Genomic DNA, 26,915 nt, shown 5'->3' on the forward strand with positions numbered 1-26,915 from the left:
GGAGGTATACCCAAGTTCGGCTGAAGGGATCGGTCTTGAAAACCGACAGGCGGCGAGAGTCGCGCGGGGGTTCGAATCCCTCTACCTCCTCCATTTTTTCTTAAATTACATATTATATCATCGCGGGGTGGAGCAGTACGGTAGCTCGTCGGGCTCATAACCCGAAGGTCGCAGGTTCAAATCCTGTCCCCGCAACCAAATGGTCCCGTGGTGTAGTGGTTAACATGCCTGCCTGTCACGCAGGAGATCGCCGGTTCGACCCCGGTCGGGACCGCCATTTATGTTGGCTCGGTAGCTCAGTCGGTAGAGCAGAGGACTGAAAATCCTCGTGTCGGCGGTTCGATTCCGTCCCGAGCCACCATTTTTTTATGCCGGCTTAGCTCAATTGGTAGAGCAACTGACTTGTAATCAGTAGGTTGGGGGTTCAAGTCCTCTAGCCGGCATCATTTAGGGGCATAGTTTAAAGGTAGAACTGAGGTCTCCAAAACCTCCAGTGTGGGTTCGATTCCTACTGCCCCTGTAAAGTATATGGGCCTATAGCTCAGCTGGTTAGAGCGCACGCCTGATAAGCGTGAGGTCGATGGTTCGAGTCCATTTAGGCCCACCATATATTATTCCGCAGTAGCTCAGTGGTAGAGCTATCGGCTGTTAACCGATCGGTCGATGGTTCGAGTCCTACCTGCGGAGCCATGGCCCGTTGGTCAAGTGGTTAAGACACCGCCCTTTCACGGCGGTAACACGGGTTCGAATCCCGTACGGGTCATACAAAAAAGAGTCAGCATTATGCTGGCTCTTTTTTATTTTGTTGATCCTTTTTATCATGTTACTTTCCAGAAATAAATAAAGGAATTTTGGAAAAGCTATGGTATGTATAAAAAGGAGGAAATAAATAATGACACGAGTTAGAGACTTAATGAGTACCCATATTGTACATTGTACACCGCTAGACAATGTATATGAGGCAGCTGTAAAAATGAAGGAAGAATCGGTTGGGTTAATTCCTGTTGTTGAAAATGAGCAAGTTATTGGGCTTGTTACTGATCGAGATTTAGTTGTTCGAGGGATTGCTGAAAAACATCCTGGATCTAATAAAATTACAAATGTAATGACAACAAATATTATCTCAGTTTCTCCAAATGATTCTATTGAAAAAGCTACAGAGCTAATGGCACAGTATCAAATTAGACGGTTACCAGTAGTTGATAGTGGTCAGCTTATTGGCATGTTAGCACTAGGGGATTTAGCTATAAGGGAATCGGCAGATGATCAAGTTGGATTTGCCTTGAGCGAAATCTCAGAGCGTACAGAGTAAATTGAAACTTTAATTAACCGAGATTTTAATGGTCACTCATAAAGAGCTAAATTATATATAAAGTTCAGATGCATTATTCTAGTATATATGGATTAAACTAATATGTTAGCGTGATGTATCTGAGGCATTATATAATAAGTATATGGTTAATAATTTCCACAGTTTTTTTAAATTTGTTATTCTTCATTTTTAATAAGAGAAAAGATGATATACTGATAGATATAAGTATTATGAGAGATTTTGAATATAACAATATTAATTTTTAGTGGTACGATAATAAATTAATATTTCCTACATAGATGAAAAGGGAAGGGGAATTATATGAAGGCTGTACAGGGCGATCCAAATTGGAATTTGGTTACAGATACATATATAGAACCAAATAATTTTGCTGAATTATTTTCTTTGCTTGTACCTTGTCACCCAAAAGGTGAGGGGAAAGAACGAACTATATTAGTATGGAAAGAGAAAGAATTTTATAAAGAAGAAAATTTAGCGGCATTTATCGTATATGGCATGAATAAAGTAAAGAATTTACCGCAGTTTCATAAAGATGAAATTCCAACTTTAGTGCGTATTCTTCGCTTATGCCAAGAGATTGGTTGGTATGAAGAGGCAAATGCTTTTATGATAGCACAAGGATTAGCTGAGTTTGTTCATACTTCATTGGAATATGAAACATGGGATCTTTTGACGCAATCAGTTGCTTTAAACTATTTAATTATTAAATATCGTATAGGTGAATTGACAGATAGGGATATTGAAATTTGGGATAGAGTTAAATTTAATGAGAAATGTATAACCGATTGTAAACATTTATTATCTCATAAAGAAGTATTGGAATTTACATTCTTTTATATGTGCAAGAGAGCGAAATCATTATCAAAAGAGCAATTAAATAGTAATATGATGAGTTTAGCAATGTATTGTAATACTTTCGTATATGATTTATATACACATGATTTATTACGGAAATATCGTAAGTGTACAGATTTCCTATCATATTATGGACCTAGTCAGGCAGTTTTAGCATGTCAAAGAGCTGTATTATCTCAAATTTCCGATCGCTTAGACCCATTAAAGACAACACATGTAGATGATTATTTATATGTAATGAAAGAAATGATGGAGCATATGACGATAGGAGTAATGGATCGATACGGTCATTTTATTGGAAAGCTACTATCTTATGTGCCATTTTTCGAGATGATACAAGTTCCACAGCATGCATATTATTGTGAAGAATTACTGTATATTTGTAAGGGCATTGAATATAAAGAAGAAACACTACGCAATTATATATTTATACAATTACATGATTGTTTACCATCATTCTTTAGGCTATTTCTTAAAAATAAGCGTTACGCAACGATTCATGATATTCTTTTCTATTGGTGCGATGACGAACAACGAATGAGCTTAGAGAAAAAATATAATCTGAGCTTTATTTATGAAAAATATGCTTGTGGATAAACAATATTTTCGATATGAAAAATTAATATAAATTAAAAAGGATCTCCAGTTTATGTGAGATCCTTTTTTGTTAGTAAAACAAGGAGAAAGTGATTAAAACAAGAAACAACATTCCATATAGAAGAAGTTGTGCAGTATAACTTCCTTGTATACCAAAAAAAGTATTGGCTTTCTTATACAAATGCAATATGTATTTTATTGGAGTATCTTTGAAAGATTGGTACACAGTGTCTCCTCTTTCTAAGCTTCTTGTTTTTGTTTTTGGTTATAAGGGACATTAATATATCTAGCTACAAATAATAAAACAGCCATAAAGAATACTGGAAATACAGTAGATAAATAAAAGCCATTACTAATTATATTTGTTATGAGAGCACTCAAAAGAAATATAGCGTTATAAATATGGGCAATTTTTTGTTTTAGTTGCACTTGAAATGATTCCATCATAATTTCTAATGCAACAAAAGCAATAATAATAGATAAAAATACAATGTTTGTATTGTAAATGATTAAACAACAGATTAAACCTAAAAAGGCTGCGTATTCAATTATAAGAGGTATATTGCGTGGCATACAATTTACCTAACTAAATATGGCAGTGGATTTACTGCATTTGTTTTTTCAAAATTCCATTCTCCATTATGTAATTCAAAATGAAGATGTTGCCCGTATGAATGACCTGTGTTGCCCATATGACCTACTAATTGTCCAGCTTGTACTTGATCACCAGTTTGTACAGTGCGATCCTTCATATGAGCATAAACAGTTGTATATAATTTCCCATTGATTTGATGCGCAATGAACACAACATTGCCATAGCTAGCTGAATAATAAGATTTCACAACTTTACCTGCAGCAGCAGCTTGGATAGAGACGTTCCCTGGAGCAGCAATATCTATACCATAATGCATTTGTTCCCAGCGTATATCAAAGGTTGAGCTAATTCTTCCTTGAGCAGGGAATTTGAAAGCAGCTGGAATAGATGAAGGCTGATCTGTTTTAGCCTGTGGTTGATTTTGTACTACATAGTGTTTTGCTACATATCCGTATCCTGTGCCAAAACGAATTTTATACCAAGTTCCTACAGTTTCTACTACTTGTACTTGTGTACCGTTTTGTAATGAACCGAGTAGAGCGCTACTTGTACTAGTGTTGCTACGTACATTCAGATTAGGTGTTGCAACAGTATATTTTGTATTATTTTGAACGGTGATTCCTTTTACTAAGGGTTGTGAACCATTAGAGATGAATGCTTTTTGTACGTAACCCGTTTGGCCATTATGTGATATTTTATACCATTCGCCTTGATCTTCTTGAACGGTAATAAACTTGCCATTTGGTAATACATCTAAAATGGAAGATTCTAAATTAGGTTCAGAGCGAACGTTTAATGCATTAGCATTGACGATGTATTGATCATTAGATTGAAGTTTGTTTTTTAGTAAAATAGCATCTTTTTGTACATAACCTACTTTATTATGAACAGATACTTTATACCAACCATTAGTTGTTTCAAGGATGTTCACTTTTGTATTAAAGCGAATTGTATCAATTGATGTGCTTTTTACGTTATCTTCTGTATGTAATGCTACTTGATCGACTTTGACATACCCAGTTTTAACATTAGATAATTGTTCAGCGTTTGCTTTTTGTACATTTGTTTCACCCATAGAAGGAAGTAAAGAAGCAATCGCTACAGTAGTTGCTGTTAAAGCCGTAGCTTTCATATTCATGGAATAGAGACCTCCTCTAGTTGTATAGTTGTAATTTTATTATAGTATAAAGATATAATATAGTGGGTGTATTCACATAAATGTAATATGAAATCAATATAAAAATAAATTTTTTGAGGATAATGATTCCTTTTTATACAATTAATTTGGATTTTATTTTCTAAAATAGAATGTATGTATTGTATAACTTCAATATTTTGTTGATAATTAAGAAAATTAAAACAGTTGATGATGTCTTATTAGGGTGTTATACTGACAGTGATAATTTTATAGTTTGCTAGGAGAGCTGGTGTTGCCAGCTGAGAGTAGGCCGTAAGCCTTTGATCCTTTTTATTACCTGATCTAGATTATGCTAGCGTAGGGAAGCAATTCGGACACTAACAATGAGTCCCCGTTTCTTTGCGTATAGAAACGGGGCTTTTTTATTTAAAAATTTCATATTGAAACCACTAGGGGTGCTTGATTTGCTGAGAGAGGAATAATCCTTAACCCTTATAACACCTGATCTAGGTAATACTAGCGAAGGGAAGTGGAACATCGAATAAATGTATAATTTTATTTGCTGTAACCACTTCTTATATATAGAAGTGGTTTTTTATTTAGATACATATATTGAAAGGGGATAGAGAAATGAAATTTTGCGATAGATTATTAGAAACTGTGCAACCGGTTTGGGAGATGAGTCATAATCATCCGTTTGTAGTGGGTATGGGAGATGGCACGTTAGAAAAAGATAAATTCCAGTATTATATTATTCAAGATTATTTATATCTGCTAGATTATGCAAAGTTATATGCGATTGGTGTTGTAAAAGCAACGAATCCACAAGTAATGGGAAAGTTCGCTGAACAAATTGATGGGATATTAAATGGCGAAATGACAATCCATAAACAATATGCAAAAAGACTTGGAATTTCTATAGAGGATATAGAGTCTGCGAAACCATCTGCTAAAAATTTAGCTTATACAAATTACATGATGTCTGTATCTCAAAATGGCACACTTGCAGAATTAATAGCAGCGCTTCTTCCATGTATGTGGAGCTACTGGGAAATTGGAAAGCGTTTAAATGATATTCCTGGAGCAAGAGATCATGAGTTTTTTGGTGAGTGGATTCAAGGATATAGTTCGGAAGAATACGGTAATCTTTGTATTTGGTTAATAGATTTATTAAATGAAATGGCAGTTGGAAAGTCTGAGAAAGAACTAGATAGATTAGAGGAGATTTTCTTATATTCCAGTCGATTTGAATATTTATTCTGGGATATGTCCTATCGTAAGGAGATGTGGGGATTTGAGGAGCAAGAACATACTACAGTTTCATAATGTTTCTTTTCATTACGATGAGAAACCAATCATCCATGAATTAAATGCTTCTATACATGAGAAAGAGTTTGTCAGTATTATCGGACCGAGTGGATGTGGGAAAAGTACTTTATTTCGCCTTATTACAAGCCTAGAGAAGGTAAGTATTGGAAAGATAGAACTGACAGAAACAAAGCACCATCCTGTAGGATATATGCCGCAAAAAGATATGCTTTTGCCGTGGAGAACAATTATTGAGAATGCTGCTCTGCCGCTAGAGTGCCAAGGTGTACAGAAGAAAGAAGCCCAAGTAAAGGCAAAGGAACTGTTATATAAATTTGGTTTACAAGGATATGAGACAAAACATCCGAAAGATTTATCTGGTGGTATGAGGCAACGCGTATCTTTTATCCGAACTTTGTTAACGGGCGGGGAGATATTGTTATTAGATGAACCGTTTAGCGCGTTAGATGCTTTAACGAAGGCCTCTTTGCAAGAATGGCTGTTTGAACAATGGCAAGAGTGGGAAAAAACAATTTTATTCATTACTCATGATGTTGAAGAAGCGTTATTTCTTTCGAACCGAGTTTTAGTAGTGGAACAGCAGCCGATAACGACTTTGACTGAGCGGATTGTACCACTTGATCATAACAGAACACGAAAAGATTTATATAAACCGGAAGTATTAGCGCTGAAAGATGAGCTTCTTAGTATGTTACAAAGGCAGGTACTTGTGTGATGAACCGATTGAAAGAATTAGTTCCTGCTATTACACTTTCTAGTATTTTACTAGCTGTGTGGGAAATAGGAGCAAGAATTGTAGATGAGATGTACATTTTACCGTCACCGTCTGCGATTGTAATGAAGATATGGAAACTAAAAGACATATTATTTACGGTTCATTTACCTGCAACGTTATACGTCGTTTTAATAGGTGTTGTTATTTCTATCGTATTAGGTGTAGGGCTAGCGATGTTAATGAATGCAAGTAATTGGATGGAGAGAGCATTTTATCCATTATTAGTTGCCTCACAAACGATTCCTATTACAGCGCTTGCTCCGCTTTTCGTTTTATGGTTTGGATATACCATCTGGAGTAAGGTTGTTGTTACGGTTTTAATTACGTTTTTCCCGATTGCGGTCAATACGTATGATGGACTGCGTAGTACAAAAAAAGAATGGGAGGAGCTCTTAGTTACATATGGAGCAACGAAAAGAGATATTTTTCTTAAATTAAAGTTGCCGTCTGCTCTTCCTTATTTTTTCTCAGCTTTAAAAATTGCAGTTCCGCTTAGTGTTATCGGAGCAGCAATTGGAGAATGGCTCGGTGCACAAGCTGGACTTGGATATTTCAGTAAGAGAATGATGACGCAGTTAGATGGAGCTGGCGTATTTGCACCCATTGTATTGTTATCATTATTAGCTATTTTCTTCGTCGTACTTATTTCCATATTAGAAAAGAAATTCATTAGTTGGAGGAAGCATTCATGAAATTTTTAAAGCGCATCTTTGTGTTTACATTATTAATTGCAATGATTACAGGATGTTCGAGTAATTCAGCATCAGAAAAAAGTAAAAAAGAGAAAGAAATAACAGTCATGTTAGATTGGTATCCAAATGCGGTACATAGCTTTATTTATGCAGCAATTGAAAAAGGATACTTTAAAGAAGAAGGTGTAAAGGTAAATATTAAATTCCCTTCTAATCCGACTGATCCATTAACATTGGCAGCAGCAGGGAAGGTGACAGTTGGCTTGTATTATCAGCCAGATGTTGTTATGGCAAGAGCAAATGAGCAAATTCCAGTGAAATCAATTGGGGCTGTCGTACGTTCACCATTAAATCATGTCGTATCGCTGAAATCAGCGGGTATTCAATCACCGAAAGATTTAGAAGGAAAAACAGTAGGATATTCTGGAACACCTTTAAGTGAGATGTATTTAAAAACGATGGTAAAAGAAGCTGGTGGTAATCCTGATACAGTGAAAGTAGTTGATGTTGGATTTGATTTAGTACCAGCCTTAATTACGAAAAAAGTGGATGCGGTAACAGGGGCATACATTAATCATGAAGTACCGGTTATGCGTCATGAAGGCCATGAACCAGCTTACTTTAATCCAGCTGATTACGGAGTACCGAACTATCATGAACTTGTGTTTGTAACAGGTGATAAAACGTTGAAAAAAGATAAAGAAGCGTTGCAAGCTTTCTTACGTGGTACGAAAAAAGGCTATGATTTCATGAAGAAAAACCCAGATGAAGCATTGAATATTTTATTAAATCATCAAGAAAAAGAAAACTTCCCACTTGTGCCAGAAGTTGAAAAGGAAAGTATGAAAATTTTATTAGAGAAGATGGAAACGAAAGATGAGCCATTTTTATCAGATTCAAAAGAATCTTGGGAGAAACAAAATAAATGGCTGAAGGACAAAGGAATGACGAAAGAAACCGTTCCAGCCGATGAACTATTCGAAAATATTTTAAAGTAGGCGAATGAATATGAAAAATGAGCTCCACGTAATCTCAAATGGCCATATGCCATTCGAAGAGTTAGTGAATGTAGCGATGCAAATTGAGAGTGAGATTGATTATTTGCATATTCGTGAGCGTGAGAAGAGTACGAAGGAGTTATATGAAGGTGTGGAAAGTCTTTTAATGGAAGGCTTTCCGGCTTCTAAAATTGTCATAAATGATCGAATTGATATTGCAATTTTATTAAATATTCCTCGTGTTCAACTAGGGTATCGAAGCACAGATGTAAAGTCAGTGAAAGAAAAGTTTTCGTATTTGCATGTCGGTTATTCTGTGCATTCGCTAGATGAAGCGATAGTAGCATTTAAAAATGGAGCAGATTCACTCGTTTATGGTCATGTATTTCCGACAGATTGTAAAAAAGGTGTGCCAGCGAGAGGGCTTGAAGAAATTTCTGACATTGCAAGGTGTTTATCTATACCGATTACAGCAATTGGAGGAATTACTCCAGAAAACGCAGTGGATGTCCTTACTAACGGTGTAAGCGGTATAGCAGTTATGTCCGGAATTGTAAGTAGTAGTGACCCGTATAGCAAAGCGAAATCTTATAAGGAATCAATAAGAAAGTGGGCGGAAAAACATGTGTGAGAAGTATGATGTAGCGATTATTGGTGGTGGTGTAATTGGTAGTTCAGTTGCACATTTTCTAGCAGAAAGAGGACATAAAGTAGCGATTGTAGAGAAGCAAAGAATTGCATCGGAAGCTTCAAAAGCAGCTGCTGGTCTACTTGGTGTTCAGGCAGAATGGGATGCGTATGATCCGCTATTTGAACTTGCTAGAGAAAGCCGAGCTATATTTCCACAACTTGCAGCAGTTTTACGTGAAAAGACGGGTATTGATATTGGATATGAAGAAAAAGGAATTTATCGTATTGCTCAAAATGAAGATGAGAAGGAAAGAATTCTTCACATTATGGATTGGCAGCAAAAAACAGGTGAAGATTCCTATTTTCTAACGGGAGACCATGTGCGGGAAAAAGAGCCGTATCTATCCGAATCTATTATAGGAGCAGTATATTATCCGAAAGACGGTCATGTTATTGCACCAGAGCTTACGAAAGCATTCGCACATTCTGCGGCAATGTCAGGTGCTGATATATATGAACAGACAGAAGTGTTTGATATTCGTATTGAAAATAATAAAGTGACCGGAATTTTTACGAGCGAAGGTATTGTCACATGTGAGAAAGTCGTTATTGCAGGAGGTTCATGGAGCACGAAGTTACTCAGTTATTTTCACCGCGATTGGGGTACATATCCAGTTAAAGGAGAAGTGGTTGCGGTAAGAAGTAGAAAACAACTTTTAAAAGCACCTATTTTTCAAGAAAGATTTTACATTGCTCCAAAGCGCGGTGGACGTTACGTAATTGGGGCAACAATGAAGCCACATACGTTCAATAAAACTGTGCAGCCAGAAAGTATAACTTCTATATTGGAGCGTGCTTATACAATATTGCCAGCTTTAAAAGAAGCAGAATGGGAAAGCGCATGGGCAGGATTAAGACCACAATCGAATCATGAAGCTCCTTATATGGGAGAGCATGAAGAAATAAAAGGTTTATATGCTTGCACGGGCCATTATCGGAACGGTATTTTATTAAGTCCTATTTCTGGCCAATATATGGCTGATTTAATAGAAGGAGAGCAAGAGAATCATTTGCTAGATTCATTGCTTTCTAGAAGAGTTTAGAGAGGGGATGGAAGTTTGAGATTAAAAATTAATGGTAACCAAATTGAAGTGCCAGCGAGTGTAAAAACAGTAGCTGAGTTACTTACACATTTAGAGTTAGATAACAGAATTGTTGTAGTAGAGCGTAATAAAGATATTTTACAAAAAGATGATCATACAGATACATCTGTTTTTGATGGAGATCAAATTGAGATTGTAACTTTCGTAGGAGGCGGTTGATTATGTTGAACATTGGACCATTTTCATTTCATTCTAGACTTTTATTAGGTACAGGTAAATTCCCTGATTTTGACGTACAGCAAAAGGCAATTGACGTTTCTGAAGCTGAAATTTTAACATTTGCAGTACGTCGTATGGATATCTTTGATGCAAAGCAACCTAATTTATTAGAGAAACTTGATGTGAAAAAATATACGTTATTACCAAATACAGCAGGGGCAAAAAATGCTGAAGAGGCTGTTCGCATTGCAAAATTAGCAAAAGCGTCTGGGCTTTGTGACATGATAAAGGTAGAAGTTATTGGTGATGATAGAACGTTATTACCGGATCCGGTAGAAACGTTAAAGGCATCTGAAATGTTACTGGAAGAAGGATTTATCGTACTTCCGTACACATCTGATGATGTTGTATTAGCACGTAAATTACAAGAGCTTGGCGTGCATGCGATTATGCCAGGAGCATCTCCAATCGGATCAGGACTTGGTATTGTAAATCCATTAAATTTGGGCTTCATTATTGAACAAGCGACAGTACCAGTTATCGTTGATGCTGGTATTGGTAGCCCAGCTGATGCGGCATTTGCAATGGAATTAGGAGCAGATGGCGTGTTATTAAATACAGCTGTATCAGGAGCAAAAGATCCTATTAAAATGGCGCAGGCAATGAAACTAAGTATTGAAGCAGGCCGTTTAGGATTTGAAGCAGGTCGTATTGCACGTAAGCGCTGTGCAACTGCAAGTAGTCCTTTAGAAGGAATGAGCGTAGTTGAATAATCGATATTCTCGCCAAGAACTATTTTCTCCAATTGGAGCAGAAGGGCAGCAAAAGATAAGAGAAAAGCATGTACTTATTATCGGTGCAGGTGCATTAGGTAGTGCAAATGCAGAGATGTTTGTAAGAGCGGGTGTTGGCAAGATAACAATTGTTGACCGTGATTATGTAGATTGGAGTAATTTACAAAGACAACAATTGTATGCAGAGAGCGACGTAAAGAATAATCTCCCAAAAGCTATAGCGGCTAAAAAACGTTTAGAAGAGATTAATAGCGATGTAACAATAAAAGCTCTCGTTCAAGATGTAACAGCTGAAGAGCTAGAAGAACTTGTTACAAACGTTGATGTAATTATTGATGCGACTGATAATTTCGAAACACGCTTTATTGTGAATGATATAGCACAAAAATATTCTATTCCATGGATTTACGGTGCATGTGTAGGTAGTTACGGTCTTTCTTACACAATCATTCCTAGTAAAACACCATGTTTATCATGTTTATTGCAGTCGATTCCGCTTGGCGGGGCAACATGTGATACAGCGGGTATTATATCACCTGCTGTATCTCTTGTCGTTTCTCATCAAGTAACAGAAGCTCTTAAACTGTTAGTAGAAGATTACGAATCACTTCGAGATGGGCTTGTATCGTTTGATATGTGGAAGAATGAGTATTCATGTATGAATGTGCAAAAGCTTCGCCAGCATAATTGTTCTTCATGCGGAGAGAATGCATTATATCCGTATTTAAATAAAGAGAACACATCAAAAACAGCAGTTTTATGCGGGCGAAATACAGTTCAAATTAGACCACCTCATAAAGAGGAAATGAATTTTGAACAATATAAAGAGTTGCTGGAAGGTCGCGTGAATGATTTAAATGTAAATCCATATTTACTATCATTTTCTGTTGAAGACAAGAGGTTAGTCGCCTTTAAAGATGGCCGTGTGCTCGTACATGGAACGAAAGATATAAGCGAAGCAAAAACGATTTATCATCGCTATTTTGGATAGAAAAGGATGAGTGGGATGAAAGTGAATAAAGCTTTAACAATTGCAGGGTCTGATAGCGGCGGCGGTGCTGGAATTCAGGCAGATTTAAAAACATTCCAAGAGCTTGGTGTATACGGAATGACGGCTATGACGGCAATTACTGCTCAAAACACGCTTGGCGTTCAAGGGGTATATCCTGTTCCGTTAGAAGGTATTACAGAACAGCTGAATTCAATTGGTACGGATTTAACACCAGATGCAGTGAAACTAGGAATGTTATTTAGTAGTGAAATAATTCAAATTGTTGCAGAACAAATTAAAAAATTTGGCTGGAATAATATTGTGCTAGATCCCGTTATGATTGCAAAAGGCGGTGCATCATTATTACAGCAAGAAGCAGTTCAAGCATTAAAAGAATATTTATTACCAGTAGCAACTGTTATAACACCGAATGTCCCAGAAGCAGAAGTGTTAACTGGGATGGAGATTCATAATGTTGAAGATAGTAAGGAAGCTGCAAAAGTATTGCACGAATTAGGTGCTAAATATGTGCTTATGAAGGGCGGACATGCAGAATATCAAGGTAATGAAGTAATTGATTTCCTCTTTGATGGAGAAAAATTTATTGAGTTTAGAAGCGAGCGAATTCCTTCAAAGCAAACGCACGGAAGTGGGTGTACATTTGCTTCAGCGGTTACAGCAGGACTTGCGAAAGGATACTCAATTGAAGATGCTGTTCAAGAAGCAAAACGATTTATTAGTATAGCAATTGAAGAGCCATTGAATATTGGTAGTGGTCATGGACCGACGAATCATTTTGCGTATAAAGTGAATAGAACGCGTGTATAGATAAGTGAAAAGCCAGTTTTATAACTGGCTTTTTTTCTGTTTACTTTTTCAAAATACAGGAGTAATATATCAGCCAGAATATATTTTTTTGTAAACGCTGAGTCCAATTATATGGAGCGGAGGAACCAATTTGTGCAGTGTCACTAGGGGTGAATCTTTCAAATTTGAAAGTAGGGCTACTCTCAAAGCCCGAATCCGACAGCTAACTTCGTAAGCGTCTTGAGAGAGGACGGTGCCATGATGGATACATCACTTCATCGATCTGATTAGTATAGGGGAATATCAATCTATGTTTGATTTCTTTTATACTAAGGAGGATGAGGTACATGGAACTAACACTTATTTGTGTTGGAGAAGAAAGTAAGGTAAATAGTTTAAGAGGTCTAGTTGCATTTCAACATGAGTTAGTTATTTTTACAGCAAATGAAGAGGTAGCGGCTGAAGTTAGGAATTGTGGGTTTGATTGGACTTATAGTTGTAGTAAGGAGCAGGATTTTACTAGTATTTGTGAGTGTATTAAGAAGGTCATTTTACTAGGGGATGAGCTTCCAATCGTTAGTTTCTTCACAGAACACATTCGTTTTTTTTTTCAAGCACCTATTACTGTTGTTACAAGGAATAAACGATATCCAGCGAGGCTCTATGAAACAATTGGAGCTAAGTTTGTCGTGTTTACAAATTGTGATAATATTTCTTTTTTATTTTTTGAATAGGGCGGGGGAAGAAATGATGAAGGTACTATTACTTGGAGATATAGCAAATCGTTGGGCAGTATCGGTAGAGCGAGTTCAAGAATTGGTTCAGATTGATCCTCTTTTTCCCGGGCCATATATTATATTACCGTCAAAAGATGCTTTGTATTTAGAGATGGATATTACCGAGTATGAGCAGCTACATGCAGAATTGACACAAGTTTATATTCGTGGGAGAAATTTACGTGCATTTTTAAGAGGAGAATAAAGGTTGAATAAAAAAGAGCGAATGCTGAGTGCAACAGGCTATGCACTTCATGTCATTCGCTCTTTTTATTTCATATTTAAAAGGTCATTTTTAAGAAAAGAAAAGAGAAATAAAGAAAATAGATGAAATAATAGTAATAATCTTCAATGTAAGCGTTTAAATGAATGTAAATATTATTATTTTCAGCAATTTACCCCTTTACAAGTGAAATATAGAGGAGTATATTTACTCTCATAAATCATTCATAAAATTTCCAAAAAAACCTAAAATCGCTGAGTTCCAGAAATGGAGCGGGGGAACCAATTTTGTGCATCGTCACTTGGGGTGAATCTTTCAGTTTTGAAAGTAGGGCTACTCTTTAGGCCCGAATCCGACAGCTAACCTCGTAAGCGTTTAGAGAGGAGGTTTACTTTTTGTTGTTCATTTTTTGAACACTGAGTAGAGCTCAGTGTTCTTTTTTAATATTTTGATGGTAAATTTTTACAAAAAAGAAGAGAGGGATAGTTATGTTAGATGTTGTAATGGTCGGGATTTTTATTTTATTAGTTGCATCGATGGCAAGTCTTGCAAGTTGGTCAGATAAAGTTGTGAAAGAAGGAAAGCAATCATGATGATTGTCTTATCGGTTATTGTCGCAGCAATTACAGTGTATTTAGTGTATGCATTATTAAATCCAGAGAAGTTTTAATTAGGGGGAATCATTCATTATGATTTGGGTTGCAGTCATTATTACAATGCTCTTGTTTATTTTAGTAGCAAAGCCAACGGGGATTTATTTAGAAAAAGCTTTTCAAGGTAGCAAAACGTTAGATAAAGTATTCGGGCCTTTTGAAAAACTTATTTTTAAAATTACGGGTGTAAAAGCATACAATCAAACGTGGAAACAGTACGCATTATCATTAGTTTTATTAAATGGATTTATGATCGTTGTCGTATACTTCATTTTCAGATTACAAGGTGTGCTGCCACTAAATCCAGCGCATATTGAAGGGATGGAGCCTACGCTCGCTTTTAATACAGCAATTAGTTTTATGGCTGATACAAACTTACAGCATTATAGCGGTGAAAATGGTTTATCTTATTTATCACAATTAATCGGAATTACATTTTTAATGTTTGCGGCACCAGCAACGACATTAGCGCTCGTTATGGCTTTTATAAGAGGACTTGCTGGAAAAGAACTTGGTAACTTTTTCGTTGATTTTACGAGAGCGTTAACGAGAGTGTTTCTTCCTATCGCATTTATTGCGGCACTAGTTTTTGTCGCACTTGGTGTACCACAAACGTTAGATGGGGCGGTTACAGCACAAACGATTGAAGGTGCAAAGCAAAGTATTTTACGTGGACCTGTTGCATCATTCGTTTCCATTAAGGAACTTGGAAATAACGGCGGTGGATTTTTCGGAGCAAACTCTACGCATCCTTTCGAAAATCCAGGACAAATGAGTAATATTTTGCAAATGATGCTTATGATGTTATTACCAACAGCACTTCCATTTACGTACGGACGAATGGTCGGAAATAAAAAACAAGGCCGCATCCTTTTCGTGTCACTTTTTATGGTGTTTTTACTAGGATTTATAACGATTACGACATCTGAACTAAACGGGAATCCGGCATTAAATGGAATGGGTATCGAACATGTACAAGGAAGTACAGAAGGGAAAGAAGTACGATTTGGAACAGTATTTTCTTCACTATACGCAACAGTAACGACAGCTGCTGAAACTGGTGCTGTTAATACAATGCATGATACGTTAACACCAATTGGCGGTCTAGTTCCACTTGTAAATATGATGTTAAATACAGTGTATGGCGGCGTTGGAGCAGGCTTTGTAAATATTATTATGTATGCAATTATCGCGGTGTTTATATCTGGGTTAATGGTTGGACGGACACCAGAGTTTTTAGGTAAAAAGATTGAAGGTAAGGAAATGAAATTAATCGCGGTCACGATTTTATTTCATCCATTGCTCATTTTAGGATTTTCGGCATTAGCTCTTTCAACAAATTTAGGGACGGATGCTATTTCTCATTCTGGTTTCCACGGTTTAACGCAAGTTGTATATGAGTATACATCGTCAGCTGCGAATAACGGATCTGGATTTGAAGGATTAGGAGATAATACACCGTTTTGGAATATTACGACTGGTTTAGTTATGTTTTTAGGACGCTACTTTAGTTTAATTACGATGCTAGCTGTGGCAGCTTCGCTGAAAGAAAAAACGGTAGTGCCAGAAACAGTCGGAACGTTCCGCACAGATAATAGTTTATTTGGTGGTATCTTCATCGGAACAATTGTAATTGTCGGTGCATTAACATTCTTCCCGATGTTAGTACTCGGACCAATTGCAGAATTTCTTACATTGAAGTAATGGAGGGTAAATGATGAGACCGGTAGTAGTAAAAGAAAAACAATTAAATAAGTCACAAATACATGCTGTAGAAGATGAAGTTAGACAAGCGAAAACGATGGATCGTGATATCGTAACACATGCGATGAAACAATCCGTTGCGAAATTGAATCCGAAAGTCATGATAAAGAATCCGATTATGTTCGTTGTGGAAATTGGGTTTATCATTACGTTCATTTTATCTTTTCTTCCAAGCAGTTCTAGTAGTATACCAGGATGGTTTAATATAACAGTTTCTCTTATTCTATTATTTACAGTTTTATTTGCGAATTTTGCAGAAGCATTAGCAGAGGGTCGTGGTAAAGCGCAAGCCGATTCTTTAAAGCAGTCGAAGAAAGATGTGTTTGCAAATGTTGTAAAAGAAAATGGAGACATTGTCCAAGTTTCAGCAACTGATCTTAGAAAAGGTGATGTTGTTATCGTAAAACAAGGAGAAATGATTCCGAATGATGGTGAAGTAATCAAAGGATTAGCGTCTGTAGATGAATCTGCAATTACAGGAGAATCAGCTCCTGTAATAAAAGAAGCGGGTGGTGATTTTTGTTCCGTAACAGGTGGAACGATGGTCGTAAGTGATGAAATTACAATTGTTATTACGAGTAATCCTGGTGAATCATTTATCGACAAAATGATTTCTTTAGTAGAAGGAGCTGCTCGTCAAAAAACGCCGAATGAGATTGCTTTAAATACAGTATTAACGAGCTTAACTCTTATCTTCTTGATCGTCGTTGTGACGTTGCCGATTTTTACAAATTATTTAGGTTTTCAAATTGATACAGCTGTACTCGTAGCATTGTTAGTATGTTTAATTCCAACGACAATTGGTGGTTTGCTATCAGCGATTGGTATTGCGGGGATGGATCGGGTGACAAAATTTAACGTGCTAGCGATGTCAGGGAAAGCAGTAGAAGCTGCGGGCGATATTAATACAATTATTTTAGATAAAACAGGTACAATTACTTTTGGGAACCGAATGGCTCATACATTATTACCTGTAGGAAATGAAACGATTGAGCAAGTTGGAAAGTGGGCCGCTATTAGTTCTGTTTTAGATGAAACACCAGAAGGTCGATCTGTTATCGAGTATGTGCAGGGAAAATCTATATCATATAATAGAGAACTTGCAGAACAAGGTGAGTTTGTTCCGTTTAAAGCAGAAACGAGAATGAGTGGTGTTGATTTACAAGACGGAACGAAAGTGAGAAAAGGTGCTGTAGGTGCCGTTATTGAATGGGTTGAGTCACAAGGCGGAACAATTCCGAAAGATGTAAATCAAAAAGCAGACTTAATTTCAAAAGAGGGCGGAACACCACTTGTAGTTGCAGTAGATAATCGTATTTACGGTTTAATTTATTTAAAGGATACAGTAAAACCGGGTATGCGTGAGCGTTTTGAACAGTTACGCCAAATGGGGATTAAAACGGTTATGTGTACAGGTGATAATCCGTTAACAGCAGCAACCATTGCAAAAGAAGCTGGAGTAGATGAATTCGTTGCCGAGTGTAAACCGGAAGATAAAATTGCGGTTATTAAAGCAGAGCAAGATAAAGGGAAACTTGTAGCGATGACAGGTGATGGTACAAATGATGCTCCGGCATTAGCACAGGCTGACGTTGGATTAGCGATGAATAGTGGTACGACAGCAGCGAAAGAAGCGGCGAACATGATTGATTTAGACTCGAATCCGACGAAAATTATTGAGGTTGTAGGAATTGGTAAGCAATTGTTAATGACCCGAGGTGCGTTAACGACGTTTAGTATTGCGAATGATATAGCGAAATATTTTGCGATTATTCCAGCGATGTTTACACTTGCGATTCCGCAAATGGAAGCATTGAACATTATGAAATTAACATCACCACTGTCAGCGATTTTATCAGCATTAATATTTAACGCTGTTATTATTCCATTACTCATTCCGTTAGCGATGAAAGGTATTGCATATAAACCGATGAGTTCTAATGCATTGCTTAGCCGAAACTTACTTATTTATGGGCTTGGCGGAGTTATCGTTCCGTTCATTGGAATTAAAGTAATTGATATAATTGTCGGCTTGTTCATATAAGGAAGAGGGGAAAAAGATGGAAAAGAAACAAAGTATACTATCACCAATTATCCGTATTACTTTTACATTTCTAGTGTTGTGTGGACTTGTATACCCACTTATTGTTACTGGTATTGCACAAGCAGTGATGAAGGATAATGCGGATGGAAGTCTAATATATAATGATAAAAATGAAGTGATTGGTTCTAAATTAATCGGGCAAAACTTCACGGATCCACGTTATTTTCAAGGGCGTGTTTCTAGTATTGAATATAAGGCAGAAGCATCTGGTTCAAATAACTATGCACCATCTAATCCAGATTTAGAGAAACGAGTAGAGAAAAGTATTGAAGAGTGGAAGAAACAAAATCCGAGCGTTCCAGTTACAGAAGTACCGATTGATTTAGTGACAAATTCAGGTTCAGGGCTTGATCCTGACATTAGTCCGAAGGCAGCTTCTGTGCAGGTAGATCGCATCTCGAAATTAACAAATATTCCGAAAGAAACGCTAGATCAATTGATTAAAGATCAAACGGAAGGTGCGGCACTTGGCTTATTTGGAGAAAATCGAGTGAATGTCTTAAAGCTAAATTTAGCATTACAAAAATTAATGAAATAGTAACAGTGCTACCTCAATCTAACGGATTGAGGTAGCGTTGTTTCGAATGAAAGGTAGTGTTTATTTTGTATGCGGATGATTATGAACCGAAGTTTCAAAGGCGAACGCCAGAGGAATATTTAGAATATATTCGGCAACAAAATCGGGGAAAGTTAAAGTTATATGTAGGAGCAGCTCCAGGCGTAGGAAAAAGTTATAAAATGCTCTTTGATGCAAGGGAAATGAAAAAAGATGGAATTGATATTGTAATTGGTTTAATTGAAACGCATGGAAGAAAAGAGACGGAAGAAGCAATTGCTGATTTAGAAAAAGTTCCTTTGAAAGAAATACAGTATAAAGGAAAGGTATTTTATGAGCTTGATGTGGAAGGAATAAAAAAACGCGCGCCTCAAGTAGTCGTAGTGGATGAACTTGCGCATAGTAATGTTCCTGGTTCTAAATATAAGAAACGTTATATGGATGTGCAGGAATTGTTAGAGGCTGGTATATCGGTATTATCAGCTTTTAATATTCAACATTTAGAAAGTGTTCATGATATTGTAGCTCAAATTACGAATGTAAAAGTAAGAGAACGAATTCCAGATTTTATTTTACAAAAAGCAAATGAAATTCAGCTCGTTGATGCAACACCGGAAGTACTTCGGAAGAGGTTAATAGACGGAAAGATATATAAAGAAGAAAAAATTCAGCAAAGCTTACAAAATTTCTTTACGCTTAATAATTTAGGAGCACTCAGGGAATTATCGCTTCGTGAAGTCGCTGACGATATGGACGAAAAGATTAGTCAAACAGTGATAGAACCAATCGGAGTGAAAGAAAAAATTCTCGTTTGTGTACAATACAGTTCAACAGCGGAGAAATTAATAAGACGGGGATGGCGCATGGCTGATCGGTTAAATGCTGAATTGTACGTATTAAATGTTGAAAGAGAAAATATAGACTCTCTTTCAGCTGGTAAAAAACAAACAATTGAAGAGTGGAAGACGCTCACGAATCAATTTGATGCAAGTTTTGTATTAGAAGAAGCAAGAGGGAGAAAGCCAGCGGATGTTATTATTGAGGTTGCGAAAAGATTACAGGTGACGCAAATTTTACTTGGACAATCGGCTAGAACAAGGTGGGAAGAAATACGAAAAGGCTCTATTGTAAATGAAATTATGAGACAAACAAAGTATATTGATATTCATATTGTTGCGGATCAAAGAGGATAAATAGAGCCGACCTTTTTGGGGGCTCTATTTTGCTTTTTGTACAGAATGAAAACTGAGCATTTTCATTGCATATAAGATTACAAGTAAAAACATAATTGCGCCTAGGAAGAAAATCCAAAAGTAATTTTGGTTAAATAAAAGAAATCCACCTATAAGTGGCCCTGTGCCCATACCAAGATAGCGGATGAAGTTGTACATACCGATAGCTGTTGCACGTTCTTGCACGAATTCTTCTGTTAATAAAGTAGTGTGAGTTGGCATAGAAAGTCCCATACTAAAACCGTACAAAGATGTAACGATAATGATGAATGGGATATTGATGCTATATGTGAAAGAGAATAAAACGACACATATAATATTGAAGAAACTCGTAATAAATAAAGTTTGCTTTGTTGTGAGGCGTTTTTGCAAAAACTTGTAGCAAAAACTTCCTAGCATGATAGAAAGAGACATTGGTACAAACATAAGACCAATTTCATTTGCAGCTTGATGAAATGAATTTGCTAAAATGCTCGGTAAAAAAACGAGAAAGCAAAAGTAAATACAAAATTGAATGAAGCCAATAAGAGTAATAGAAAATCCAGTTTTATTTTTTAAGATAAGAGAGTAATTCTTTTGTGCTTTAGACTGCTTAATTACATTTGGCTTTGTTTCTGGAAGTAGTGAAATGTTTATAATTAATAAGATAATGCCAAGTGTAGATAAAAAGAGAAATACAGATAAGTGACCATTTATACTGCCAAGAAATCCACCTATGAGAGGAGCCATTGCAGGTGCGAGGGCAAGTAACATTTGGTATAGGCTCATCGCTTCTCCGCGTTCTTTTCCTTCAAATAAATCGCCGATAATCGTTGCTGAAACTACAGGTATAGCCGCTATTCCTATAGCTTGAACAGCTCTAAAAAAGAGAAATAAATAAATGTTTGCCGAAAAGGCACATCCGATAGAACCAATTGTACTAATGACTAAACTAGGGATAAGGACAGATTTTCTCCCTTTTGTATCAATTAAAGGTCCATATACGAGCTGCATAATTGCAAGAACGAATGTGAAAAGTGAAACTGTTACATTTACAAGATAAAGAGAAGTGTGAAAAGAATTTTGAATCATCGGTAAGATAGGTGTGTAAATATTTTGAGCGAAGGAACCGAGTAAGGCACTAATACAGACAACATATAAAATGAAAGTTAGTTTAGATTTTTTCATCTTGTTAACCTCCTTGTATTTTTGGTTTCCTTGGAAACTAAATTTATTTTAACATGATTTTCTCACTTGTAAAGATGAAAAAATAATTTTAAAATGGTATATAGTTAAATTGTTTCTTCGGAAACTTAGGAGGCGAACGGATTGAAGCATGCAACGAAGCAAATGGAAATACTGTCGGACATTCGTACACTTTTGCATAAAAAAGAAGAACATTTAAAACGACAAAACGAGAAGTTTCTTTATGAGACAGGTGTAAGTAGTATGTCTTTATCTGAGTTACATGTAATCGAATGTATCGGAAAAAATGGTTTGATGAATGTAACGGCAATTACGACAGAAATGGGCATGACGAAGGGAGCAATCTCTAAAATTTGTACGAAGTTGTTTCAAAAGCAATTCGTTGAGAAGATGCAAATGTTAGATAATCAAAAAGAAATCTTCTTCAGCTTAACGGAAAGCGGCAATGAAATATATAAAGCTCATGAAAAATTGCATAAGCAAGCTGAAGAAAAGTGGTTGTTACTTTTAGATGGATATACGAAAGAAGAGCAAGACTTTATTCAAAGGTTTATAAAGGATGTCTCCGATCATTTGGAAATATAATTGGAAGAAAAAACTCCTTTTTCTCAAGTCTTTTAAATATAATTTCTGAAAGAACTCATATATAATAGAAAAAGATACTTAACATGGTGAATAATTAAAGAGTCAATATATATAGAGGAGAGAGTAACATGCTTGAAAATACGGGGTTAGTATTAGAAGGCGGCGGTATGCGTGGTGTATATACGGGTGGGATATTAGAATACTTTATGGAACAAGGTTTATATTTTCCATATGTAATCGGTGTATCAGCTGGTGCTTGTCATGCAGCGTCGTATCTTTCCAGACAAAGAAATAGAAATAAAACGGTCAATATTGATTATGCATCACATCCGAAATATTTGTCGTATAAAAACTTATGGAGAAAACGTCAGCTATTTGATATGGATTTCATTTTTCATGAAATTCCAGAAAAGCATGTTCCGTTTGATTTTGAAACATACTTTAATAGCCCAGAACGTTTCCTTGTAGGAACGACGGATTGTGAAACAGGACAATCTGTTTATTTTGAGAAAGAAGGAACGAATGATGATGCACTAAATTTATTACAAGCGTCTAGTTCATTGCCTTTCATTGCACCAGTAGTAAATTATCGTGGTAAGCAGTTATTAGATGGCGGGATTTCTGATCCAATTCCAGTTCGTAAGGCACAGGAAGATGGATTTAAAAAATCAGTCGTTATTTTAACGAGAAATCATGGTTACGCGAAGAAAAAATCAAAATTCGGATGGATTGCAGGAAAAGCTTATAAAAAATATCCGAATCTTGTTAACACGATGTTGAATCGTTATGAAGTGTATAATGAAACACTTCACTATATTGAAAAAGAAGAGCAAGCTGGTAATTTATTTGTTATTCGCCCAGAAGTGCCGCTTCAAGTAGATCGTATGGAAAAAGATACAGCAAAACTACAAAATTTATACGAGCAAGGCTATGAAGATGCAAAGAGACAGTTTGCAGATTTGCAGGCGTTTTTGCAAAAATAATAATTAGGCTGTGGAGATGGAGTTCTCTGCAGTCTTTTTTATTATTGGTTTCAATACCGAATGTTGGTTATACACGCTTTTAGGTTATGGTATAATATGGATGAAAGTATGTAGAGAGGTGATACATATGGAAAATGTATATAAAGGACTTGGACATACTGGATTTATCATGATGCTTATTTTTGGTGGTGTATTTTTACTTCGCTGGTTTATTCATGATGAAATATTATTAGATCAACTTATTGGTTTTAGTGTGGGCATAGTAATGGTTATTTCATCAGTGTTCATTCAAAAGTATAGTAAAGAATTACAGGTAGAAGAGAAGTATTAAAAGGTTATAAGCTCCTTCATATTTTGGAGGTGCCTTTATAGTTTGAATGATTGTTATAAAAGAAAAGTAGAGCATCGGATTTCGATGCTCTACTTTTTTAATGTGGTAAGAAAATCAATTGATAAGCGAACAAGATGCCGAATACATACACAAGTGGGTGAACAGCACGGAATTTACCTTTTGCTACTTTCATAAGTGGGTATGAAATAAATCCAAGTGCGATACCTGTTGCGATACTTGATGTAAGTGGCATGCTTAAGATTACTAAAAATGCTGGGAATGCTTCATCAAATGCGTCCCAATCGATGTGGCGAACTGAACCCATCATAAGACTACCAACGATAATTAATGATGGTGCAGTAATAGCTGATACACCAGAAACAGCACTTACTAATGGGCCGAAGAATGCTGTTAGTGCGAATAGAACAGCTACTGTAACAGTTGTTAAACCAGTACGACCACCAGCTGCAACACCAGCAGATGATTCAATGTAAGCTGTTGATGGTGTTGTTCCGAACATAGAACCAATAGTTGCTGAGAATGAGTCAGATAGAAGAGCTCGTCCTGCTTTTGGAAGCTTTCCGTCTTTCATAAATCCACCTTGTTGTGCAACGCCAAGTAATGTACCTGTTGTATCGAATAGTGTAACAAGGAAGAATGAGAATACAACGCCATATAATCCGTAGTTAATTACGTCAGATACAGCAGTAATTGGATTTGAAACGATAATTCCTTCTGGTAATCCAGGCATTGATGTAACACCGTTTGAGAATGTTAACTGTCCTGTGAAGAAAGCGATAATACCAGTTAATAGCATACCGATAAATAGTGCGCCATTTACATTTAAAGACATAAGAACAATAGTAATTCCAAGTCCAGCTAGTGCTAGTAGAACTGGAGCAGAGTGAAGATCACCAAGTCCAACTAAGTTTGCATCATTTTTTGTAACGATACCTGTTAAACGTAAACCGATAAAGGCGATGAAAAGACCGATACCAGCAGTAATTGCATGTTTTAAGTTTTCAGGAATTGCTTCCATTAATTTTGTACGGAAAGATGTAAATGATAGCAAAATTAAAATCATACCTGCTACGAATACAGCAGAGAATGCAATTGCGAAAGTCATGCCTTCATGTGCTTTTACAACAGAGTAAGAGAAGTAAGCATTTAATCCCATACCTGGCGCGATTGCGATTGGTAAGTTTGTAAAGATTGCCATAAATAATGTTCCGACAACAGCAGCAATAATTGTTGCTGTAAATGCTTGTTCAAATGGAACACCTGCATCTCCAAGGATAACAGGGTTTACGACAATGATATATGCCATTGTTAAGAAGGTAATAATACCTGCCATAATTTCAGTTTTAATAGAAGTTTTATGTTTTGAAAGGTTAAACATATAAACATCCTTTCTGTTTACGAATAATTTTCACAACAGTTATATATAATATTCGTTTTTTAACTATTTTGCAATAGTTTTGCATAAAAAGTTTATAACAATTCATATTTTGTGTCTTAAATTCGAATATTAATCGTAAACCAATGTGTGAATTTCAGCTTTTTATTGTGCACATGCTAAGAAAAAGGAGTTGAAAGTAGCTATGCCACAGCAAAAAAACTTTGTAACAATGCCAGCGCAACATCAAAATAAACAGCCGGGGATTGAATCATTAATGAATCCACTTCCGCAGTTTGAAGATCCAAATTATAAAGGAAGTGAAAAGTTAAAAGGAAAGAATGTGTTAATTACGGGAGGAGATAGCGGAATTGGACGCGCAGTTTCCATCGCTTTTGCAAAAGAGGGAGCAAATGTTGCGATTGCTTATTTAGATGAGGAAGAAGATGCTAATGAGACGAAGCAATATGTTGAGAAAGAAGGTGTAAAGTGTGTATTGTTGCCGGGTGATTTAAGTGATGAACAGCATTGTAAAGATGTTGTTCAAGAGACCGTCCAGCAGCTAGGTAGTTTACAGGTTTTAGTAAATAATGTCGCGCAGCAATATCCGCAGCAAGGACTAGAGTATATTACAGCAGAACAGCTAGAAAAGACTTTTCGTATTAATATTTTTTCTTATTTTCACGTTGCGAAAGCCGCACTTTCTCATTTAAAGCAAGGGGATGTCATTATAAATACCGCGTCTATCGTTGCATACGAAGGAAATGAAACTTTAATTGATTATTCCGCAACGAAAGGAGCAATCGTAGCTTTTACAAGATCACTTTCACAATCGTTAGTGCAAAAAGGGATTCGTGTAAATGGTGTTGCACCAGGACCGATTTGGACACCACTTATTCCATCGAGCTTTGATGAGAAGAAAGTCTCTCAGTTTGGGAGCAATGTCCCTATGCAAAGACCTGGTCAACCATATGAATTAGCGCCGGCATACGTATACTTAGCGTCTGGCGATTCATCTTATGTTACTGGACAAATGATACATGTAAATGGGGGCGTTATTGTAAATGGATAGTTTTCATTTATAAGAGCAAAGTAATGTTAATTCCACTTATTATAGTGAGCGCTAGGGGGGATATAGCTGAAAAAGTTATGTTTCGTCATACTATTATTTTTCATCCTACCAGTTAGTGCTTTTGCTAATACAGATCATTTAATATTAGTGAATCTTACGACAAATCAATTGTCTTTTTTTGAGAATGGAAATTATACAAAAACATTTCTAGTAACGACTGGAAGAGATCGTACACCTACGCCTGAAGGTAATTTTTGTATTATAACTAAATTTAAAAATAAAGAATACCATCGAAAAAAAATACCTGGGGGTGCACCGAATAACCCTCTCGGTACGAGGTGGCTTGGACTAGATAAGAATGAATATGCGATTCACGGGACGAACCGGGAATGGACGATTGGAAGTAGGGAATCAAATGGCTGTATTCGCATGCATGACAGGGATATACAATGGTTATATGACCGAGTACAATTACAAACAAAAGTAATCATTTCTCGTTTTCATACGAGCCCCGAATATGAAGCGAATAAGCTTGGTTATCGCGTTGTGAGCTGGAATGGTCGAAAAATAGAAAAAGAACAAATTGGAGTACTTACGTTAGTAGACCGCGCGGATATATATTGGCAAGAACCAAATGGACAGTTAACGAAAGTAAAAACTGTATTGCCAAATGAAAGATATCCGGTGTACTCAGAACGAAAAGATGGAATATATTATATAGGAAACAATTCGTATATTATAGATGAAACAGGAGAGAAAGTTCGTTACGAGCAAATTCCTTCTTCAATTTTAAGTAATATATATAAACGGAAATACAATGTTCCGTAATGGCTACCGTATTATAGACGGTAGCTTATTTATACTTGGAGTTTAACTGCAACTATTGTATTTTGCTGAATATAATACAGTACAGATAGGGGGCGGTTATATTATGAAAAGTGAATTTGCGTTTAAAGTTTTCTTAGTAACGACCTGTTTATTTATCGTGTATTTATATGCGTTTCTCGTCTTTTCTTTTTATGTTCCATATGTTGATTTAATATTGTTCTTCGGATTTATTTGGGCGTTTGTGAAAGCGAGGGAAGGAGAGAAGAGTATATATCGGCGCATTACCCTATGCGGGACGGCCGTTCTCGTTATTTTGTACTTTTTTATTATGCATGATTTTTGGAGAGGGATGTAAAAAAGCATACGATGAA

Annotated in this window: 31 protein-coding genes, 9 tRNA genes and 4 riboswitches; of the genes, 36 read left to right on the forward strand and 4 right to left on the reverse strand. The window is 36.3% G+C overall.

Annotation, left to right across the window (positions count from 1 at the left end; all coding sequences use genetic code 11):
• The 11 genes from ATL10_RS26850 to ATL10_RS26900 all read left to right on the forward strand — a co-directional run bounded on the left by ATL10_RS26850 (position 1) and on the right by ATL10_RS26900 (position 2,785).
• Positions 1-93: transfer RNA gene (locus ATL10_RS26850), tRNA-Ser, on the forward strand.
• 28 nt (positions 94-121) lie between these two features.
• Positions 122-198, forward strand: a tRNA-Met gene (locus ATL10_RS26855).
• Positions 199-201: 3 nt separating this feature from the next.
• Positions 202-277 (forward strand) — tRNA-Asp (locus ATL10_RS26860).
• An 8-nt stretch (positions 278-285) separates the two neighbouring features.
• Positions 286-361, forward strand: a tRNA-Phe gene (locus tag ATL10_RS26865).
• A gap of 9 nt (positions 362-370) precedes the next feature.
• A tRNA-Thr gene (locus ATL10_RS26870) sits at positions 371-443 on the forward strand.
• A gap of 6 nt (positions 444-449) precedes the next feature.
• Positions 450-520, forward strand: a tRNA-Trp gene (locus ATL10_RS26875).
• A 10-nt stretch (positions 521-530) separates the two neighbouring features.
• Positions 531-607, forward strand: a tRNA-Ile gene (locus ATL10_RS26880).
• Between the two features lie 8 nt (positions 608-615).
• Positions 616-690 (forward strand) — tRNA-Asn (locus tag ATL10_RS26885).
• A 1-nt stretch (position 691) separates the two neighbouring features.
• A tRNA-Glu gene (locus ATL10_RS26890) sits at positions 692-763 on the forward strand.
• A 129-nt stretch (positions 764-892) separates the two neighbouring features.
• Entirely contained in the window at positions 893-1,312 is a 420-nt protein-coding gene (locus ATL10_RS26895; protein WP_110497847.1) for a CBS domain-containing protein, read from the forward strand.
• A gap of 321 nt (positions 1,313-1,633) precedes the next feature.
• On the forward strand, positions 1,634-2,785 hold the full coding sequence (locus ATL10_RS26900; RefSeq protein WP_110497848.1) for a DUF3965 domain-containing protein: 1,152 nt from the start codon (positions 1,634-1,636) through the stop codon (positions 2,783-2,785).
• Between the two features lie 240 nt (positions 2,786-3,025).
• Here the strand turns inward: ATL10_RS26900 and ATL10_RS26910 are convergent, their stop codons facing one another.
• The gene (locus ATL10_RS26910; RefSeq protein ID WP_001137817.1) at positions 3,026-3,358 is read right to left on the reverse strand and encodes a hypothetical protein; all 333 of its coding nucleotides are present in this window, start codon (positions 3,356-3,358) and stop codon (positions 3,026-3,028) included.
• Positions 3,359-3,363: 5 nt separating this feature from the next.
• Entirely contained in the window at positions 3,364-4,518 is a 1,155-nt protein-coding gene (locus tag ATL10_RS26915; protein ID WP_001056045.1) for an SH3 domain-containing protein, read from the reverse strand.
• Between the two features lie 269 nt (positions 4,519-4,787).
• Positions 4,788-4,899: riboswitch (TPP riboswitch) on the forward strand.
• Between the two features lie 60 nt (positions 4,900-4,959).
• Positions 4,960-5,063: riboswitch (TPP riboswitch) on the forward strand.
• An 85-nt stretch (positions 5,064-5,148) separates the two neighbouring features.
• On the opposite strand from ATL10_RS26915, the gene tenA reads away from it, so the two are divergent.
• The 19 genes from tenA to kdpDN all read left to right on the forward strand — a co-directional run bounded on the left by tenA (position 5,149) and on the right by kdpDN (position 20,125).
• Entirely contained in the window at positions 5,149-5,844 is a 696-nt protein-coding gene (tenA, locus tag ATL10_RS26920) for a thiaminase II (RefSeq protein ID WP_000666820.1), read from the forward strand.
• Positions 5,813-6,562 carry an ABC transporter ATP-binding protein gene (locus tag ATL10_RS26925; RefSeq protein ID WP_098284653.1) on the forward strand — a complete coding sequence of 250 codons (750 nt, stop codon included), beginning with the start codon at positions 5,813-5,815 and terminating at the stop codon, positions 6,560-6,562. Before tenA ends, ATL10_RS26925 begins: the two co-directional genes overlap by 32 nt.
• Positions 6,562-7,314 carry an ABC transporter permease gene (locus tag ATL10_RS26930; RefSeq protein ID WP_110497850.1) on the forward strand — a complete coding sequence of 251 codons (753 nt, stop codon included), beginning with the start codon at positions 6,562-6,564 and terminating at the stop codon, positions 7,312-7,314. The genes ATL10_RS26925 and ATL10_RS26930 overlap by 1 nt, the downstream gene beginning before the upstream one ends.
• Positions 7,311-8,312 carry an ABC transporter substrate-binding protein gene (locus ATL10_RS26935; protein WP_000670422.1) on the forward strand — a complete coding sequence of 334 codons (1,002 nt, stop codon included), beginning with the start codon at positions 7,311-7,313 and terminating at the stop codon, positions 8,310-8,312. Before ATL10_RS26930 ends, ATL10_RS26935 begins: the two co-directional genes overlap by 4 nt.
• A gap of 10 nt (positions 8,313-8,322) precedes the next feature.
• On the forward strand, positions 8,323-8,943 hold the full coding sequence (gene tenI, locus ATL10_RS26940) for a thiazole tautomerase TenI (protein ID WP_000787167.1): 621 nt from the start codon (positions 8,323-8,325) through the stop codon (positions 8,941-8,943).
• Positions 8,936-10,045, forward strand: coding sequence for a glycine oxidase ThiO (thiO, locus tag ATL10_RS26945; RefSeq protein WP_090978433.1), 1,110 nt, complete (start codon positions 8,936-8,938; stop codon positions 10,043-10,045). Before tenI ends, thiO begins: the two co-directional genes overlap by 8 nt.
• 15 nt (positions 10,046-10,060) lie before the next feature.
• Positions 10,061-10,264: a sulfur carrier protein ThiS gene (gene thiS, locus ATL10_RS26950; protein WP_088022297.1), complete on the forward strand. Its 204-nt coding sequence runs from the start codon at positions 10,061-10,063 to the stop codon at positions 10,262-10,264.
• A gap of 2 nt (positions 10,265-10,266) precedes the next feature.
• A complete protein-coding gene (gene thiG / locus ATL10_RS26955) occupies positions 10,267-11,037 on the forward strand; it encodes a thiazole synthase (protein WP_000931980.1) in 771 nt (256 codons plus the stop codon).
• Positions 11,030-12,049, forward strand: a complete 1,020-nt coding sequence (gene thiF, locus ATL10_RS26960; RefSeq protein WP_001065409.1) for a thiazole biosynthesis adenylyltransferase ThiF — start codon at positions 11,030-11,032, stop codon at positions 12,047-12,049. The genes thiG and thiF overlap by 8 nt, the downstream gene beginning before the upstream one ends.
• 15 nt (positions 12,050-12,064) lie before the next feature.
• Positions 12,065-12,877: a bifunctional hydroxymethylpyrimidine kinase/phosphomethylpyrimidine kinase gene (gene thiD / locus ATL10_RS26965; protein WP_090978436.1), complete on the forward strand. Its 813-nt coding sequence runs from the start codon at positions 12,065-12,067 to the stop codon at positions 12,875-12,877.
• An 85-nt stretch (positions 12,878-12,962) separates the two neighbouring features.
• A riboswitch (cyclic di-AMP (ydaO/yuaA leader) is annotated at positions 12,963-13,110 on the forward strand.
• A 93-nt stretch (positions 13,111-13,203) separates the two neighbouring features.
• Complete coding sequence (locus ATL10_RS26970) at positions 13,204-13,590, forward strand: hypothetical protein (protein WP_142670014.1); 387 nt, start codon at positions 13,204-13,206, stop codon at positions 13,588-13,590.
• Positions 13,591-13,603: 13 nt separating this feature from the next.
• Positions 13,604-13,837 (forward strand): hypothetical protein, encoded by a 234-nt coding sequence (locus tag ATL10_RS26975; protein WP_002025339.1) that lies wholly within the window; start codon positions 13,604-13,606, stop codon positions 13,835-13,837.
• A gap of 3 nt (positions 13,838-13,840) precedes the next feature.
• Positions 13,841-13,963 (forward strand): hypothetical protein, encoded by a 123-nt coding sequence (locus tag ATL10_RS32020; RefSeq protein ID WP_001034419.1) that lies wholly within the window; start codon positions 13,841-13,843, stop codon positions 13,961-13,963.
• Between the two features lie 134 nt (positions 13,964-14,097).
• A riboswitch (cyclic di-AMP (ydaO/yuaA leader) is annotated at positions 14,098-14,243 on the forward strand.
• A 100-nt stretch (positions 14,244-14,343) separates the two neighbouring features.
• The gene (locus ATL10_RS26985) at positions 14,344-14,448 is read left to right on the forward strand and encodes a SipW-dependent-type signal peptide-containing protein (protein ID WP_000887894.1); all 105 of its coding nucleotides are present in this window, start codon (positions 14,344-14,346) and stop codon (positions 14,446-14,448) included.
• Positions 14,448-14,525, forward strand: coding sequence for a K(+)-transporting ATPase subunit F (gene kdpF / locus ATL10_RS26990; RefSeq protein ID WP_223153441.1), 78 nt, complete (start codon positions 14,448-14,450; stop codon positions 14,523-14,525). Before ATL10_RS26985 ends, kdpF begins: the two co-directional genes overlap by 1 nt.
• A 19-nt stretch (positions 14,526-14,544) precedes the next feature.
• Positions 14,545-16,212: a potassium-transporting ATPase subunit KdpA gene (kdpA, locus tag ATL10_RS26995; RefSeq protein ID WP_000638330.1), complete on the forward strand. Its 1,668-nt coding sequence runs from the start codon at positions 14,545-14,547 to the stop codon at positions 16,210-16,212.
• Positions 16,213-16,225: 13 nt separating this feature from the next.
• Positions 16,226-18,316 (forward strand): potassium-transporting ATPase subunit KdpB, encoded by a 2,091-nt coding sequence (kdpB, locus tag ATL10_RS27000; RefSeq protein ID WP_001248006.1) that lies wholly within the window; start codon positions 16,226-16,228, stop codon positions 18,314-18,316.
• 16 nt (positions 18,317-18,332) lie between these two features.
• A complete protein-coding gene (kdpC, locus tag ATL10_RS27005) occupies positions 18,333-18,914 on the forward strand; it encodes a K(+)-transporting ATPase subunit C (RefSeq protein ID WP_079245080.1) in 582 nt (193 codons plus the stop codon).
• A 56-nt stretch (positions 18,915-18,970) separates the two neighbouring features.
• Positions 18,971-20,125: a KdpD-like non-kinase potassium sensor gene (gene kdpDN, locus ATL10_RS27010; protein WP_110497854.1), complete on the forward strand. Its 1,155-nt coding sequence runs from the start codon at positions 18,971-18,973 to the stop codon at positions 20,123-20,125.
• A gap of 24 nt (positions 20,126-20,149) precedes the next feature.
• Here the strand turns inward: kdpDN and ATL10_RS27015 are convergent, their stop codons facing one another.
• Positions 20,150-21,331, reverse strand: a complete 1,182-nt coding sequence (locus ATL10_RS27015) for an MFS transporter (RefSeq protein ID WP_090978444.1) — start codon at positions 21,329-21,331, stop codon at positions 20,150-20,152.
• 141 nt (positions 21,332-21,472) lie between these two features.
• Here ATL10_RS27015 and ATL10_RS27020 point away from each other — a divergent pair, with 141 nt between their 5' ends.
• The 3 genes from ATL10_RS27020 (at position 21,473) to ATL10_RS30990 (ending at position 23,248) form a co-directional block, all read left to right on the forward strand.
• Entirely contained in the window at positions 21,473-21,934 is a 462-nt protein-coding gene (locus ATL10_RS27020) for a MarR family transcriptional regulator (RefSeq protein WP_000679682.1), read from the forward strand.
• 128 nt (positions 21,935-22,062) lie between these two features.
• Positions 22,063-22,917: a patatin-like phospholipase family protein gene (locus ATL10_RS27025; RefSeq protein WP_110497856.1), complete on the forward strand. Its 855-nt coding sequence runs from the start codon at positions 22,063-22,065 to the stop codon at positions 22,915-22,917.
• Between the two features lie 127 nt (positions 22,918-23,044).
• On the forward strand, positions 23,045-23,248 hold the full coding sequence (locus ATL10_RS30990; protein WP_090978450.1) for a hypothetical protein: 204 nt from the start codon (positions 23,045-23,047) through the stop codon (positions 23,246-23,248).
• Positions 23,249-23,345: 97 nt separating this feature from the next.
• Here the strand turns inward: ATL10_RS30990 and ATL10_RS27035 are convergent, their stop codons facing one another.
• The gene (locus ATL10_RS27035; protein ID WP_000482717.1) at positions 23,346-24,647 is read right to left on the reverse strand and encodes an NCS2 family permease; all 1,302 of its coding nucleotides are present in this window, start codon (positions 24,645-24,647) and stop codon (positions 23,346-23,348) included.
• A 202-nt stretch (positions 24,648-24,849) separates the two neighbouring features.
• On the opposite strand from ATL10_RS27035, the gene ATL10_RS27040 reads away from it, so the two are divergent.
• The 3 genes from ATL10_RS27040 to ATL10_RS27050 all read left to right on the forward strand — a co-directional run bounded on the left by ATL10_RS27040 (position 24,850) and on the right by ATL10_RS27050 (position 26,899).
• Entirely contained in the window at positions 24,850-25,716 is an 867-nt protein-coding gene (locus ATL10_RS27040) for an SDR family oxidoreductase (RefSeq protein WP_001136286.1), read from the forward strand.
• Positions 25,717-25,782: 66 nt separating this feature from the next.
• Positions 25,783-26,544 (forward strand): L,D-transpeptidase, encoded by a 762-nt coding sequence (locus tag ATL10_RS27045; protein WP_090978452.1) that lies wholly within the window; start codon positions 25,783-25,785, stop codon positions 26,542-26,544.
• A 103-nt stretch (positions 26,545-26,647) separates the two neighbouring features.
• Positions 26,648-26,899 carry a hypothetical protein gene (locus ATL10_RS27050; RefSeq protein ID WP_000834195.1) on the forward strand — a complete coding sequence of 84 codons (252 nt, stop codon included), beginning with the start codon at positions 26,648-26,650 and terminating at the stop codon, positions 26,897-26,899.
• Positions 26,900-26,915 lie beyond the last annotated feature (16 nt).

Origin of the sequence: Bacillus sp. 196mf, from assembly GCF_003217275.1 — a bacterium.
GTDB classification, from domain to species: Bacteria; Bacillota; Bacilli; order Bacillales; family Bacillaceae_G; genus Bacillus_A; species Bacillus_A thuringiensis_S.

Coding starts and splice junctions, on each gene's coding strand:
- ATL10_RS26895 (WP_110497847.1), top strand. CDS start 893: ATGACACGAGTTAGAGACTTAATGAGTACCCATATTGTACATTGTACA.
- ATL10_RS26900 (WP_110497848.1), top strand. CDS start 1,634: ATGAAGGCTGTACAGGGCGATCCAAATTGGAATTTGGTTACAGATACA.
- ATL10_RS26910 (WP_001137817.1), bottom strand. CDS start 3,358: ATGCCACGCAATATACCTCTTATAATTGAATACGCAGCCTTTTTAGGT.
- ATL10_RS26915 (WP_001056045.1), bottom strand. CDS start 4,518: ATGAATATGAAAGCTACGGCTTTAACAGCAACTACTGTAGCGATTGCT.
- tenA (WP_000666820.1), top strand. CDS start 5,149: ATGAAATTTTGCGATAGATTATTAGAAACTGTGCAACCGGTTTGGGAG.
- ATL10_RS26930 (WP_110497850.1), top strand. CDS start 6,562: ATGAACCGATTGAAAGAATTAGTTCCTGCTATTACACTTTCTAGTATT.
- ATL10_RS26935 (WP_000670422.1), top strand. CDS start 7,311: ATGAAATTTTTAAAGCGCATCTTTGTGTTTACATTATTAATTGCAATG.
- tenI (WP_000787167.1), top strand. CDS start 8,323: ATGAAAAATGAGCTCCACGTAATCTCAAATGGCCATATGCCATTCGAA.
- thiO (WP_090978433.1), top strand. CDS start 8,936: ATGTGTGAGAAGTATGATGTAGCGATTATTGGTGGTGGTGTAATTGGT.
- thiG (WP_000931980.1), top strand. CDS start 10,267: ATGTTGAACATTGGACCATTTTCATTTCATTCTAGACTTTTATTAGGT.
- thiD (WP_090978436.1), top strand. CDS start 12,065: ATGAAAGTGAATAAAGCTTTAACAATTGCAGGGTCTGATAGCGGCGGC.
- ATL10_RS26970 (WP_142670014.1), top strand. CDS start 13,204: ATGGAACTAACACTTATTTGTGTTGGAGAAGAAAGTAAGGTAAATAGT.
- ATL10_RS26975 (WP_002025339.1), top strand. CDS start 13,604: ATGATGAAGGTACTATTACTTGGAGATATAGCAAATCGTTGGGCAGTA.
- ATL10_RS26985 (WP_000887894.1), top strand. CDS start 14,344: ATGTTAGATGTTGTAATGGTCGGGATTTTTATTTTATTAGTTGCATCG.
- kdpF (WP_223153441.1), top strand. CDS start 14,448: ATGATTGTCTTATCGGTTATTGTCGCAGCAATTACAGTGTATTTAGTG.
- kdpA (WP_000638330.1), top strand. CDS start 14,545: ATGATTTGGGTTGCAGTCATTATTACAATGCTCTTGTTTATTTTAGTA.
- kdpB (WP_001248006.1), top strand. CDS start 16,226: ATGAGACCGGTAGTAGTAAAAGAAAAACAATTAAATAAGTCACAAATA.
- kdpC (WP_079245080.1), top strand. CDS start 18,333: ATGGAAAAGAAACAAAGTATACTATCACCAATTATCCGTATTACTTTT.
- ATL10_RS27015 (WP_090978444.1), bottom strand. CDS start 21,331: ATGAAAAAATCTAAACTAACTTTCATTTTATATGTTGTCTGTATTAGT.
- ATL10_RS27025 (WP_110497856.1), top strand. CDS start 22,063: ATGCTTGAAAATACGGGGTTAGTATTAGAAGGCGGCGGTATGCGTGGT.
- ATL10_RS30990 (WP_090978450.1), top strand. CDS start 23,045: ATGGAAAATGTATATAAAGGACTTGGACATACTGGATTTATCATGATG.
- ATL10_RS27035 (WP_000482717.1), bottom strand. CDS start 24,647: ATGTTTAACCTTTCAAAACATAAAACTTCTATTAAAACTGAAATTATG.
- ATL10_RS27040 (WP_001136286.1), top strand. CDS start 24,850: ATGCCACAGCAAAAAAACTTTGTAACAATGCCAGCGCAACATCAAAAT.
- ATL10_RS27050 (WP_000834195.1), top strand. CDS start 26,648: ATGAAAAGTGAATTTGCGTTTAAAGTTTTCTTAGTAACGACCTGTTTA.